A 12,714-nucleotide genomic window follows, 5' to 3' on the forward strand; every position below is an offset into this window, starting at 1 on the left:
AGGTCGCTCGCTTCGAGCGACCGTCCCGCTCGTTGACATCGCCGCGAGGGCCGCCGATACCGCCCCGCATTCACAAAAAGCACCATGCAGAAGCGCACCCTCAAGACGGCGGTGATGGTCGCCCACGATCTCGCCGCCACCGCGGCGGCCGTGGTGCTGACCTTCGTCTTCCGCTTCCAAGGCGAGTTGCTGGCGGAGCGCCTCTCCGCCCTGCCGCTGCTGCTGCCGCCGTTCCTGGCCTATGCCGGGCTGATCTACGCGTGGTTTAAGCTCTACCGCACCAAGTGGCGCTTCGCCTCGCTGCCCGATCTCGCCGGCATCGTCCGTGCCGCGAGCGTCACCGCGCTGACGCTGCTCGTGCTCGACTACGTGCTGGTCTCCTCCGACCTCTACGGCTTCTACTTCTTCGGCAAGATCGCGATCCTGCTCTACTGGGTGCTGCAGGTGTTCCTGCTCGGGGGCCCGAGGCTGGCGTTCCGCTACCTGAAATACACCCGTTCCCGGCAGAGCCACGCGCGGGCCGCGACCACGCCGACGCTGTTGCTCGGGCGCGGCGCCGACATCGAGGTGGTGCTGCGGGCGATCGAGGCCGGCTCGGTCAAGCGGCTCTCGCCCAAGGGCATCCTCTCGCCCCGCGCCGACGAGGCCGGGCAGATGATGCGCGGCGTGCCGGTGCTCGGCGGCTTCGCGGATCTCGAGCAGGTGGTGGCCGATCTCGGCAATCGCGGCCTGCCCGTGCGTCGCCTCGTGGCGACGCCTTCCGCGCTGGCACCCGAATCCGAGCCCGACGACCTGATCGCCCGCGCCCGGCGCCTCGGCCTGCCGCTCGCCCGCGTCACCAGCCTCGGCGAGGGCATGCGCGACGCCGAACTCGCGCCGCTGGAGATCGAGGATCTGCTGCTGCGCCCCACCGTCGCCATCGACCGGCCGCGCCTCGAAGGGTTCTTGTCGGGTGCGCGCGTGGCGGTGACGGGCGGCGGCGGCTCGATCGGCTCGGAGATCTGCGCCCGCGCCGTCGCCTTCGGGGCCGCCGCGCTGCTCGTCATCGAGAACTCGGAGCCCGCGCTCCACGGCGTGCTCAACAGCCCCGCCCTGCTTCACGCCGAGGCCGACGTGCAGGGCGCGATCGCCGACATCCGCGACCGCGACCGGCTCGCCGCGGTCATCGCCGCGTTCCGGCCGACTTACGTGGTCCACGCCGCCGCGCTCAAGCAGGTGCCGTATCTGGAGCGCGACTGGGCCGAGGGCATCAAGACCAACGTGTTCGGCTCGATCAACGTGGCCGAGGCGACCGTCGCGGCGGGCGCCCGCGCGCTGGTGATGATCTCGACCGACAAGGCGATCGAGCCGGTCTCGCAGCTCGGCGTCACCAAGCGCTTCGCCGAGATGGTGGCGCAGGCCCTTGATCAAGAAACGGCCCTGGACGCCGAGCAGGCGGGCCGGGACGCCACCCGCCTCATCGCCGTGCGCTTCGGCAACGTGCTCGGCTCGGTCGGCTCGGTGGTGCCGGTGTTCAAGGCGCAGATCGCCCGCGGCGGGCCGGTCACCGTCACCCATCCGGAGATGGTGCGCTACTTCATGACCGTCCGCGAGGCCTCCGACCTCGTGCTGACCGCCGCCTCCCACGCCGACGCGGAGGGGCGCGGCGCCACGGGCGAGCAGCGCGCGGCGGTCTACGTGCTCAAGATGGGCCAGCCGGTGCGCATCCGCGAACTCGCCGAGCGGATGATCCGGCTCGCGGGTTTCGAGCCCGGCGAGGACATCGAGATTCAGGTGACCGGCGCCCGGCCGGGCGAGCGCCTCAACGAGATCCTGTTCGCCAAGGAAGAGCCGCGGGTGACGCTCGCCGGCATCGACGGGGTGATGGCGGCCAAGCCCGTCTTCGCCGACCGCACCGTGCTGGACGGCTGGATTCTGCGCCTCCGCGCCGCCGTGGAGACCGGCGACCGGGCCGCGGCCGAGGCGGTGTTCGAGGAGGCGATTCCCGACTTCCGCCACCGGACGCGCCCCGTGCCGAAGGCGGAGGCTTCCGCCTCGCGCGCCGAGACGGCCGCGGCCCTGTAGCGCGCCTGCATCCGGCTCACCCTGCCGGCGCCTCGCAGCCCCTCGCCCCGGCATAGGCGTTCATGATCGCCGAGAGCAGGCCGGGGAAGCGCGCTTCCACCTCGGCGCAGCGCGAATGGTTGCGCATCTCGACGCCGTGGCGCTCGCTGCGGATCAGGCCGGCCTCGCGCAGCACCTTGAAGTGGCTCGACAGCGACGATTTCGGGATCACGCGCTCGCCCAGCGACGCGACCGCCGAGCAGGCCTGGACGCAGCCAACTTGGTTGATGCTGGCGAAGATCGCGGCGCGGGCCGGATCGGCGAGCGCGTGCAGGATCGCCTCCGGGCGCACGTCCTCAATCGCAGGGTGAAACAGCGGGCGCATCATTCATCCATATGGAGGCTTGAACCGCGCTCCAACAGTTCCGAATTTCCGAACTATGGGACCAAGGCGACCAATCCGGCGCCGACCCAGGCGGAAAGGGTAGCACAGATGTCGAAGCTCGAAGGCAAGGTCGCCGTGGTGACGGGCGCCTCGAAGGGGATCGGCGCGGCGATCGCCAAGGCGCTGGCGCGGGACGGCGCGGGGGTCGTGGTCAATTACGCGTCGAGCAAGGCCGGGGCGGACGCCGTCGTCGAGGCGATCACCGCGGCGGGCGGCCGGGCCATCGCGGTGCAGGGCGACGTGTCCAGGGCGGAGCAGGCGGAGGGCCTGATCGAGGCGGCGGTACGGGCGTTCGGCCGGCTCGACATCCTCGTCAACAATTCCGGCGTCTACGAATTCGCAGCCATCGAGGAGGTGACGGAAGAGCATTACCGCCGCCTGTTCGACGTCAACGTGCTCGGCGTGCTGCTGACGACTCGGGCGGCGGCGAAGCACCTCGGCGAGGGCGGCAGCATCGTCAACATCTCCTCGGCGGCGACGCTGGTGAACATGCCCACCACCGCGGCCTACACGGCGACCAAGGGGGCGCTCAACGCGATCACCGGCGTGCTGGCCAACGAACTGGCGCCGCGCCGCGTCCGGGTCAACGGCGTCAGCCCCGGCCTCGTGGTGACCGAGGGCACCCACACGGCCGGCGTCATCGGCTCGGAGATGGAGGCCGGCCTCGTCGCGCAGACGCCGCTCGGCCGCGCCGGCCAACCGGACGACATCGCCGAAGTGGTGGCGTTCCTCGCCTCCGACGACGCCCGCTGGGTGACCGGCGAGGACATCGCGGCGAGCGGCGGCGTTCGCTGACAGGCGCTACCCGCCCGCCCGCGCCAGGGCCGCGAGCCCGTCCCGCGTGCTCTGCGCCGGCCGCCAGCCGAGCGCGGCGAGCCCGTCGGCGCGGGCCACGAGCGAGCCCGACAGACGGTCGAAGGTCTCCTGCCGGCCGGTGGCGCGGCAGGCCAGCCCGATCAGTGAGACGGGGCAGGGCAGCAGGCCCGGCTCCCGGCCGAGACCGGCGCGGAGCGCGGCGATCATGTCGGGGAGCGTCAGGGGATCGGGATCGGCCACGATCAGCGGGCGCCCGATCGGGCCGGGGGCGTCGAGGGACGCCGCCACCGCCGCCGCGAGGCTCTCCACCGAGACCAGCGAGCGCCGTCCGGTCAGGCTTCCCAGCGGCAGCGGGTAGGGGGCGCGGGCGAGCTTGAGCAGGGCGGCCATGTTGCCCTTCACGCCCGCGCCGTAGACCAGCACCGGGCGGAGCGCGACCCAGTCGAGCCCGATCTCGGCCAGCGCCTCTTCGGCCGCGAGCTTGGAGCGGCCGTAGGGGTCGGTGGGGGCGGGCGCGTCGGCCTCGGTGAGCGCGGCCGCGGCGCTCGGGCCGGTCTGCGCCCGGATCGAGGAGAGGAACACGAAACGCCCGACCTTCGCCCGCTGCGCCGCCTCGGCGAGCTTTCGCGTCGCCTCGGTGTTGGAGGTGCGGAAATCGTCCTCGGGGGCGCCGGACATGGCGTGCGCCAGCCCGGCCGAATGCACCACGGCATCGACCCCGCTGAGCGCGGCGGCCATGTTCATGGGGCGGGCGAGATCGCCCACCACCGCGCCGCTCGCCCCCTCCGGCACGGCGACCGGCCGGCGCAGCAGCACCCGCACCCGGTGGCCGCGGGCGGAGAGCGCCGTGAGCAGGTGGCGCCCGATGAAGCCCGTCGCCCCCGTCAGCGCGATCAGCTTTCCGCTCAACGGCTCGCTCCCCTCAATGCCTCACGGGCGCGGCGTCGCGAAACGGCGCAGCAGCCACCCGACGAGCCCCGCCGCAAGCGCGAGGCAGAGAAGCGTGACCGGCCAGAACGGCCAAAGCAAGGTGATGAGCGCGAGCCCGGCGAGCGCGAATTGCAGGGCGAAGACGCGGGCGACCACACCCATCACGGAAAACCCGTTCACCGTGGCGACCTGATAGAAGTGGCTGCGGTGGGCCTGCCACACCTTTTCGCCGCGTCGCATGCGCCAGAGCAGGGTCAGCGTCGCGTCGGCGACGGGGTAGAGCGGCAGGATCAGCGCCGCGGCGAGCCCGCCCTGCGACGCAAGGCGGAACAGCAGCCACGCCACGATCAGGCCGACCGGCAGCGAGCCGACATCGCCCATGAAGAGCCGCGCCACCGGCCGGTTGAACGGCGCGAATCCCAGGAGCCCGCCGAGCAGGGCGCCCGCGACGAGCGCCGGCTCGGCCGCGTATCCGCCGACGAGGCCCAGCCCGGCCAGGAAGGCGGTGAGCGGCACGAACTCGGCGACGCTCATCCAGTCGAGCCCGTCCATGAAGTTGACGAGGTTGACGAACCACAGGCCGGCCATCAGGGCCGCCGGGAGTTCCAGCCACGCCCAACCCTCGGGCAGGAGCCGCCCCTGCGCGGTCGCCACCACCGCGGCGACCGCGCCGGTCTGCACCACGAGCCGGAGCGAGGCCGGCAGCGGCCGGATGTCGTCGACCGCGCCGACGCCTGCGAGCACGAGGACGGCAAAAGCCAACGCTGCGCCCTCGGTGCCGACGAGGCGGATTCCGAAGAGTGAAGTCAGGAGCGCGGCCGCAACCAGAGCCGCGCCGACGATGGCGATGCCGCCGCCCTGCGGTGTCGGCATCGTGTGGCTGGAGCGGGCGTTCGGCCGGGCCAGCGCGTAGCGTTGCAGCAGCGGCTTCAGGAGCACGATCAGGCCGGCGGAGAGGGCGGCCGCCAGCGGTACGGCGATGAGAGGGGCGAGGGTCATGCGGCGGTCGTTCCGCCCGCAGCGGCCGAAAGGGCCGCGCGTTTCCCTCCCCCTTGTGGGGAGGGGGAGGGGTGGGGGTGGTGCCGGATGAGGCTCAGCGGTGCCTTCTGCACCACCCCCACCCCGAACCCCTCCCCACAAGGGGGAGGGGACCCGGGCCACGTCCTGCGCCGACAGGTTTCGGCACCGTCGCGCTGCCCCTCTCCCGCCTGCTCCGCAGGCACCCTCCCCCGCAGAGGGGGGAGGGCATATCCGTCGGGCTCTACGAGGCGTCGCATCATCCCCCCGCTCTACCCGCCGCCGCGCGGGCGGGCGAGGGCTCGGCTTGTTTTGGCCGCAAAGCCGCGCGATCCGCTGGCACCGCGGGGCGTCAATCGCCGGTGGGCCGAGCCCCGTGCCGTGGTGTGGGCGCCTTGCGGGGGCGGGGCCCCGCCGATACGACTCTGGCCGACCGCTCTCGCCGTCATCTCGTTCCGCCTTCGCCGGTCCAAGAAAAGCCCGTTGCGCACTTTGTCCCCGGCCCTCGCGGCCCTGACGGTTCTGGCCGGCCTCGTGGCCGGCCTCCTCGGGGCCCTCACGCCCGCCCACGCGGTGGAGGCCGTGCGCGTCACCCTCGACGCGCCCGCCTTGGACCTGACGCCGATGATCGAGCGCTACCGCTCGGACGGCGAGATGATCCAGATCTCCACCGCCCCGGGCAAGGACGGCATCGTGCGGCGCATCGCGGTCAAGGCCCGCGAGCCCGGCGCCCGGCCCGACTGGATGGTGTTCGCGCTCACCAACGACACCGACGAGCAGATCGACCGGCTGCTGGTGGCCCCGCATTTCCGCCTCGTCGGCTCCGGCGTGGTCTGGCCCGATCTCGGCGGCTCGCGCATCGCCGCGATCACCGCGAGCGAGGGCATCCGCCCCGAGCGCGACGAGAGCCTGGAGGCCGACCAGTTCCTGATCACCATCGATCCGGGCACCACGGTCACCTACGTCGCCGAGCTGAAAGGCCCCAACGTCCCTCAGGTCTACCTCTGGGACCAGGACGCCTACCGCAAAAAGACCGCCGGGCTGACGCTCTACAAGGGCATCATCATCGGCATCAGTGGGCTGCTCGCGCTGTTCCTGACGATCATCTTCGTCGTGAAGGGCGCGATCATCTTCCCCGCCGCCGCCGCCCTGTCCTGGGCGGTGCTCGCCTATGCCTGCATCGATTTCGGCTTCCTGCAGCGCGTCTTCCCCGTCACCGAGAGCGCGGAGCGGATCTACCGGGCGTCCGCCGAGGCGGTGCTCGGCGCCACCCTGCTGGTGTTCCTGTTCGCCTATCTCAACCTGTCGCGCTGGCACGTGCGCTACAGCCACGTCGCCTTCTTCTGGCTGATCTTCCTCGCCGGCCTCGTCGGGCTCGCGGTGTTCGATCCCCCCGTCGCCGCGGGCGTGGCGCGCATTTCCATGGCGGCGGTGGCCGGCGTCGGGCTGATGCTGATCCTGTATCTGGCCGTCCACAACGGCTACGACCGGGCGATCCTGCTGGTGCCGACGTGGCTGCTGCTGCTGTTCTGGGTGGTGGCGGCGGGCTTCGCCATCACCGGGCAGATCGGCTCGGATCTCGTCCAGCCGGCGCTGATCGGCGGCCTCGTGCTAATCGTCATGCTGATCGGCTTCACGGTGATGCAGCACGCCTTCGCGGGCGGGGGCCTGAGCCACAGCCTCGTCTCCGACACCGAGCGCCGGGCACTCGCCCTGATGGGCGCGGGCGACATCGTGTTCGACTGGGACGTGCCGGGCGACCGGGTCTTCGCCGGCCCGGAGATCGAAGCGCAACTCGGCCTCAAGCGCGGCGCGCTCGAAGGGCCCGCCGCCAACTGGCTGGGGCTCCTCCATCCCTTCGACGTCGAGCGCTACTCGGCGGCCCTCGACACGGTGATCGAGGAGCGGCGCGGCCGCATCGTCCACGATTTCCGCCTGCGCTCGGCGGCCGGCCCCTACGCGTGGTACCGGCTGAAGGCGCGCCCCGTGATCGGCACCGACGGCGAGGTGATCCGCATCGTCGGCACCATCAGCGACGTCACCGAACTGAAGACCGCCGAGGAGCGCCTGCTGCACGACGCGGTGCACGACAGCCTCACCGGCCTGCCGAACCGCGAATTGCTGCACGATCGGCTCGACGCGGCCCTCGCACTCGCGAGCCAGGACGCGCGGCTGAAGCCCGCGGTGATCGTGCTCGACATCGACCGGTTCAAGGCGATCAACGACGCCATCGGCCTCTCGGCCGGCGATTCGATCCTGCTCACCCTGTCGCGCCGGCTCGGGCGGCTCCTGCGCCCGCAGGACACGCTGGCGCGGGTGGCGGGCGACGAGTTCGCCGTGATCCTGCTGTCCGAGCGCGAGCCCGACCGCATCCTCGCCTTCGCCGAGATGATCCGGCGCGCCATCGCCACGCCCGTGACCTACGCCGACCGCGAGGTGTTCCTCACGGTCTCCGTCGGCGTCGTGCTCTACGAGGCCGGGCCCGGCAATGCCGGCCAGCCGAAGCGCGACGAAGTGGTCAAGAGCGCGCAGATGGCGATGATCCAGGCCAAGCGCGGCGGCGGCGACCGCATCGAGATCTTCCGCGCCAACATGCGCACCGAGCGCTCCGACCGGCTGATGCTGGAGGCCGACCTGCGCAAGGCGCTGGAGCGCAACGAGATCCGCGTGCTGTTCCAGCCGATCGTGCGCCTCGAAGACCGGACGGTGGCGGGCTTCGAGACGCTGCTGCGCTGGGACCACCCCAAGCTCGGGCGCATCCCGCCCGCGACCTTCCTGCCGGTGGCGGAGGAGACCGGGGTCATCGTCGCGCTCGGCAACTTCGCCATCGAGCGCACGGCGCTGGAACTCGCCGCGTGGCAGCGCTCGCTCGACGTCGAGCCGCCGATCTTCGCCTCCGTCAACGTCTCCTCGCGCCAACTCCTGCGCCACGACCTCCTGCACGACGTGAAGACGGTGATCGCCCGCACCGGCGTGCTGCCGGGCTCGCTCAAGCTGGAGCTGAGCGAGGGGCTGGTGATGGAGAACCCCGAATACGCCGCCCAGATGCTCGCCCGCATCCACGACCTCGGCGCGGGCTTAAGCCTCGACGATTTCGGTACCGGCTACTCGGCTTTGGCCTATCTCCAGCGCTTTCCGTTCGACACGTTGAAGATCGACCATAGCTTCGTGCGCCAGATGGGCCAGGGCCGCACCGCGATGCTGCGCTCCCTCATGCGGATGGCGCAGGAACTCGGCCTCGCCGTCGTCGCCGAGGGCGCGGAATCGGAGGAGGATGCGCAAGGGTTGCAGGAACTCGGCTGCGACTACGCGCAGGGGGCGGCCTTCGGCGAGCCGATGACCATGCTCCAGGCCCGCCAGCTCGTCGGCGCCGCGCCGGAAGCCGCCTGATCCCGACCGGATACGGCGAGGCGCGGCAACGGCTTAAACCTCCCTTAACCATAAGCCGCCATGGTCACGCTCAAGTGTCCGGGGCGCTGAACGCGCAGTCCCGGCCGGCCCGAGGATGAGCGATGAACGAGGCGCACAGACGCAGGGAACCGGGAAGCGGCGGCAGCGCGGTGCGGCGCCTGATGGCGCGCCCGATCCGCGCGCAGATCGCCGGCGCCGCCCAACCCCGCACGCCCGCCCCCGCGAGCGAGACCGCGCCGACGGCCCCGCCCGCGGCCTCGGCCGAGACCGAGGCGCAGGATCTCGTGCGCCTGCGCATGGAAATCCTGATGATGAAGGCGGCGCTCGCCGCCGAGCGGCGCGAGAGCGAGGCCCTCCGTTCCAGCCTCGGCCTGACCGCCGCCGACATGCTCGGCGACGAGGCCCGGGCCGAGCGCGAGCGCTGGGTCGCCCTGGTCGGGCGCCTGATCCACGGCGGGCTCTGACGGGTCCGCCCGCGGACCGGCTCACCCTCTTTCCTCCCAAAAGAATCCGGAGCGGGTTGCCCGCCATGCGTGCTCCCACGAGCGCCCGTTGCTCCCTCGTCGTCAACGGCCAGACCCTGCGGGTCTCGCCCGGGGACACCTCGCTCGAGACGGCGCTCGCCGACGGGGTGATCGCCCCGCTCCAGGGCCTGCACGGCGCCGTCCTGATGGGGCAGGCCGCCGCCCCGTCCGGTCGGCGCCTCGCCGCCCGCGCCCGGCGCGCGGAAAACCCGACGGTGTCGGTGCCCGACGCCGCCCCGCTGCTTCATGCCGTCAGGACGCCGGCCCGCCCGCTCGTGCGGCGCACCGGCAGCGTCGATGCCGTCACGGCGCTGGGGCCCCGCGTGCTCCAGCTCGTCGTCGCCCTGGAGCGGCGTCTTGCGGTCGAGCCCGGCGATCAGGTCTGCGTCACGCTGGACGGCGGGCGCCCGGTGACGCTGGCGCCGACGCTGAGCGTCGAGGGCGGGGCGGAACTCAACGAGCTGGTGTTCCACCTGCACGGCGAGTGCCCGGAGGATCTGGAGGCGTTGTTCGGCGCCGTGCCGGTCCCCGGCACGCCGGTGAAGGCGAAGGGGCCGCTCGGCCACGGCACCTACCGCCCCGGCGGCGGACGCCTCGTGCTGGTCGCCGCCGAGACCGGGTTCGCCGGCGTCTGGGCGATCGCGCGCGCCGCCCGCTACATCGAGCCGGCCCGCGAGGTCTGCCTCGTCGTCGGCGCCCGCGATCCCCTCGACCTCTACATGCGCCCGGCGCTGGAATGGCTGCGGGCGACCGGCGTCAGCCGCATCACGCTGGCGGCCGACCGCCACCGCCAGCGCCCGCCGGACGTGCGCCCCGGCCCGCTCACCGCCCACGTGCCCACCCTGCGCACCACGGACGCCGTCCACGCCTCCGGCTGCGCCTCGACGGTTGGCGCGGTGGAGGTGCTCGCCGCCGCCGCCGGGGCGCGGTTCTACCCGATCCCGCTCGCGCCGGGGGCGTGAGGCACCGGTCGCCCGGCGAACGCACGGAACGGGACCATCGGTCATGGTCCGTGCGGCTCGGTATCGGATGCTCGATCGACCGGTGGCGCTCCCAGGAAGAACCGGACCGGGTGCGCCGGGCTCTCGACGGTTCCTGCGCGACGTCCGGCCTCGTGACCCGTGCGTGCGGCATGGCCGGCGTGCCGGAGGCCCACATCCGCCACCGCCGGGGTGATCGCCGCACGCTGCCCCGCGCCGACCGTGCCTCCCGCCGAGCAGAGGCCCGGCGGAGGAGCGATCCCGTGGGCGCGGGATGGGAACGGTGGGGCGGTCAGACGATGCCGAGCACGCGGATCAGAGCGAGACTCACGACGAGCAGGAGCACGAGGGAACCGGTGACGGCCAGCGTGACGCGGACGCCGACGCGGGCCAGGACGCGGACGTCCACGCCGAGGCCGAGGGCGGCCATCGAGACGACCGTGAGGACGCCCGCGACCCGCCTGATCGGGGGCAGGATCGTTTCCGGCACGAGGCCGAGCGAGCGGAGCATCGCGAGCGCCAGGAAGCCGAGGATGAACCACGGGACCAGCTTGGCGAAGCCGAGCCGCCGCGGGCCGGCCTTGCCCGTCGCTCCGTCGCTCGGGAGATGCGGGGCGATGAGGGCGAAGACGACCACGACGGGGCCGAGCATCAGCACCCGGACGAGTTTGACGAGCGTCCCGACCTGGGTCGCGAGCAACCCCACCGGCACGGTGGCGGCGAGGACCTGCGGCACCGCGTAGACGGTCAGTCCCGCCAGCACCCCGTACTGGTGCTCGCTGAGCCCCATCAGCGGCACGACGAGCGGCAGCCCGAGCACCATCAGGACGCCGAGCACGGCGGTGAAGGCGATCGCGGCCGTCACGTCGCGGGCCTCGGCGCCGATCACCGGGGCGACCGCGGCGATGGCCGAATTGCCGCAGATGGCGTTGCCGGCCGCCACCAGGATGGCCATGCGCGTCGGCAGCCCGAGGCCGCGGCAGATGCCGTAGCTGGCCCCGATCGTCAGCAGCACGGTCGCGACGATGCCGGTCAGAAGCGCAGGGCCGGACGCCACGATCGCCCCGAGGCTGATCGAGGCGCCGAGCAGCACGACGGCCACCTCCAGCACCTGTTTGGCCGAGAAGGCGATCCCGGCGCGGAAGCGCTCGCCCGGCACCCAGACCGTCCGCAGGGCGATGCCGAGCAGGATCGCGATGACCAGGGCCTCGATATAGGGATGGCCGGTGAGGTGTTCCTCCACCGCCTGCACAGCGAGCGCCGCCACCGTGATCGCGAGGCAGACCAGGAGACCGGGGAGCAGCGAGGAGGATCGGCCGACGAGCACGGCGGGCCGCGCGGCCTTCGCGGGCGCTTCGGCGCTCATGGAGCCGGTCTCCCGAGGCGAGGGAAGAAAGTTCTTCTTTGCGCATCCATGAAAGAACGAACATCCCCATTCCAGCGAAAAATCGAAACGTCGCGTCCATTGCTGGAGGCTGTCGCGAACGCGATATTCGCGATCATGCGCACGCCCTCCGATCTGTCGCCGTCTGCCTTCGATCCGTTCGGTGAGCCGGTCGATTCGCGCTGCGTCGACGCGGCCGCGCCGGTGAAGCATCGGGCGCGCAACGTCGCCGTCGTGGTCTTCTGGGGCTTGGCTCTCCTCTTCGTCGTGGGGCGCATCCATTTCGGTGCCGGGCCCGCCGCGCCGGGGAGCGAGACGGCCGCGGCCCACGTCCAGGCCCAGGCGCCCGCCGCGATCCAGATCCGCTAGGATACTTCGCGGGGCATCGTGCCCCGGTCAGCGCAGGACCGAGCGGTAGTGAACGTCCTGCGTCAGGCAGGTCGAGAGGCGCCACTCGACCGGCCGCTCTTCCAGATCGACGGCGACGCGGTCGATCTCCAGCGCCGGCGTGCCCTGCGCCACCGCAAGCAGCCCGGCCTCCCGCTCCGCCAGCGCCACCGCCTTCAGACGCTCGTTGGCGGTCGCGATCGTGATGCCGTAGCGGATCGCGTAGAGGCTGTAGAGGGTGTTGGGCAGTTCGAGGCCCGCGATGCCGGGAAACAGGCTCGCCGGCACGCTGATCGTCTCGCTGACGCAGAGCCGTCCGTCGATGGAGCGCACGCGCTCGATCCGCACCACGCGGGCGGTCCGCACGAGGTCGAGGCGCCCGCGCTCGTCCGCGCTGGCGGTGGCCTCGGCGATGGCCAGCACCCGGCTCGTCGGCATGCCGGTGCCGTCGCCGTCCGGGCGCAGCTTGAAGAAGCGGAAGACGCTCTGCTTGTCGTCGTGGTCGGCCACGAAGGTGCCGCGGCCCTGGCGGCGCACCAGCAGGCTGTCGGCCGTGAGGGCGTCGAGGGCCTTGCGCACCGTGCCCTGGCTGACGCCGAGCTCGGCGGCCAGTTGCCCCTCGCTCGGCAGGATCTGTCCGGGCTGCCACACGGCGTCGGCGAGGCGCTTCAGCAGCGTGTCGTAGACTTGCCGGTAGAGCGGCCGAAAGCCGACCGCGTTGCCGCTCCCCGAACCCGCCTGCCCGTCCCCTGACCGTTCCATGCCGTGACGACGCCG

Annotated in this window: 11 protein-coding genes; 6 read left to right on the forward strand and 5 right to left on the reverse strand. The window is 72.3% G+C overall.

The genetic code is table 11. The annotated features are described in order from the left end of the window. Positions 1-84: 84 nt before the first annotated feature. Entirely contained in the window at positions 85-2,064 is a 1,980-nt protein-coding gene (locus HNR00_RS17865) for a polysaccharide biosynthesis protein (protein ID WP_183571724.1), read from the forward strand. Between the two features lie 16 nt (positions 2,065-2,080). Here HNR00_RS17865 and HNR00_RS17870 read toward each other — a convergent pair whose 3' ends face one another. Further along, complete coding sequence (locus HNR00_RS17870; RefSeq protein ID WP_183571725.1) at positions 2,081-2,428, reverse strand: winged helix-turn-helix domain-containing protein; 348 nt, start codon at positions 2,426-2,428, stop codon at positions 2,081-2,083. A 108-nt stretch (positions 2,429-2,536) separates the two neighbouring features. Here HNR00_RS17870 and HNR00_RS17875 point away from each other — a divergent pair, with 108 nt between their 5' ends. After that, a complete protein-coding gene (locus tag HNR00_RS17875) occupies positions 2,537-3,283 on the forward strand; it encodes a glucose 1-dehydrogenase (protein ID WP_183571726.1) in 747 nt (248 codons plus the stop codon). Between the two features lie 6 nt (positions 3,284-3,289). Here the strand turns inward: HNR00_RS17875 and HNR00_RS17880 are convergent, their stop codons facing one another. Together HNR00_RS17880 and HNR00_RS17885 are read right to left on the reverse strand one after the other, a co-directional pair. Continuing rightward, positions 3,290-4,213: an NAD-dependent epimerase/dehydratase family protein gene (locus HNR00_RS17880; protein ID WP_183571727.1), complete on the reverse strand. Its 924-nt coding sequence runs from the start codon at positions 4,211-4,213 to the stop codon at positions 3,290-3,292. A gap of 21 nt (positions 4,214-4,234) precedes the next feature. Further along, positions 4,235-5,233, reverse strand: coding sequence for an MraY family glycosyltransferase (locus tag HNR00_RS17885; protein ID WP_183571728.1), 999 nt, complete (start codon positions 5,231-5,233; stop codon positions 4,235-4,237). Between the two features lie 501 nt (positions 5,234-5,734). Here HNR00_RS17885 and HNR00_RS17890 point away from each other — a divergent pair. From HNR00_RS17890 to HNR00_RS17900, 3 genes are all read left to right on the forward strand, one after another. After that, a complete protein-coding gene (locus HNR00_RS17890; protein WP_183571729.1) occupies positions 5,735-8,641 on the forward strand; it encodes an EAL domain-containing protein in 2,907 nt (968 codons plus the stop codon). 122 nt (positions 8,642-8,763) lie between these two features. Beyond that, positions 8,764-9,126 (forward strand): hypothetical protein, encoded by a 363-nt coding sequence (locus tag HNR00_RS17895; RefSeq protein WP_183571730.1) that lies wholly within the window; start codon positions 8,764-8,766, stop codon positions 9,124-9,126. A 65-nt stretch (positions 9,127-9,191) separates the two neighbouring features. Next, positions 9,192-10,148 (forward strand): ferredoxin reductase domain-containing protein, encoded by a 957-nt coding sequence (locus HNR00_RS17900; protein ID WP_183571731.1) that lies wholly within the window; start codon positions 9,192-9,194, stop codon positions 10,146-10,148. A 310-nt stretch (positions 10,149-10,458) separates the two neighbouring features. Here the strand turns inward: HNR00_RS17900 and HNR00_RS17905 are convergent, their stop codons facing one another. After that, positions 10,459-11,532, reverse strand: coding sequence for a YeiH family protein (locus HNR00_RS17905; RefSeq protein WP_183571732.1), 1,074 nt, complete (start codon positions 11,530-11,532; stop codon positions 10,459-10,461). Between the two features lie 135 nt (positions 11,533-11,667). Between HNR00_RS17905 and HNR00_RS17910 the strand changes: the two genes are divergently transcribed. Beyond that, on the forward strand, positions 11,668-11,919 hold the full coding sequence (locus tag HNR00_RS17910) for a hypothetical protein (RefSeq protein WP_183571733.1): 252 nt from the start codon (positions 11,668-11,670) through the stop codon (positions 11,917-11,919). A gap of 27 nt (positions 11,920-11,946) precedes the next feature. Here HNR00_RS17910 and HNR00_RS17915 read toward each other — a convergent pair whose 3' ends face one another. Next, entirely contained in the window at positions 11,947-12,699 is a 753-nt protein-coding gene (locus HNR00_RS17915) for a GntR family transcriptional regulator (protein WP_210306539.1), read from the reverse strand. Positions 12,700-12,714: the final 15 nt, after the last annotated feature.

It is taken from the genome of Methylorubrum rhodinum (genome assembly GCF_014199935.1).
Classification (GTDB): Bacteria; Pseudomonadota; Alphaproteobacteria; order Rhizobiales; family Beijerinckiaceae; genus Methylobacterium; species Methylobacterium rhodinum.

Bases quoted from the DNA above. Each gene is read 5' to 3' on its own strand.
- HNR00_RS17865 (WP_183571724.1), top strand. From the start codon at position 85: ATGCAGAAGCGCACCCTCAAGACGGCGGTGATGGTCGCCCACGATCTC.
- HNR00_RS17900 (WP_183571731.1), top strand. From the start codon at position 9,192: ATGCGTGCTCCCACGAGCGCCCGTTGCTCCCTCGTCGTCAACGGCCAG.
- HNR00_RS17870 (WP_183571725.1), bottom strand. From the start codon at position 2,428: ATGCGCCCGCTGTTTCACCCTGCGATTGAGGACGTGCGCCCGGAGGCG.
- HNR00_RS17895 (WP_183571730.1), top strand. From the start codon at position 8,764: ATGAACGAGGCGCACAGACGCAGGGAACCGGGAAGCGGCGGCAGCGCG.
- HNR00_RS17875 (WP_183571726.1), top strand. From the start codon at position 2,537: ATGTCGAAGCTCGAAGGCAAGGTCGCCGTGGTGACGGGCGCCTCGAAG.
- HNR00_RS17915 (WP_210306539.1), bottom strand. From the start codon at position 12,699: ATGGAACGGTCAGGGGACGGGCAGGCGGGTTCGGGGAGCGGCAACGCG.
- HNR00_RS17910 (WP_183571733.1), top strand. From the start codon at position 11,668: ATGCGCACGCCCTCCGATCTGTCGCCGTCTGCCTTCGATCCGTTCGGT.
- HNR00_RS17905 (WP_183571732.1), bottom strand. From the start codon at position 11,532: ATGAGCGCCGAAGCGCCCGCGAAGGCCGCGCGGCCCGCCGTGCTCGTC.
- HNR00_RS17885 (WP_183571728.1), bottom strand. From the start codon at position 5,233: ATGACCCTCGCCCCTCTCATCGCCGTACCGCTGGCGGCCGCCCTCTCC.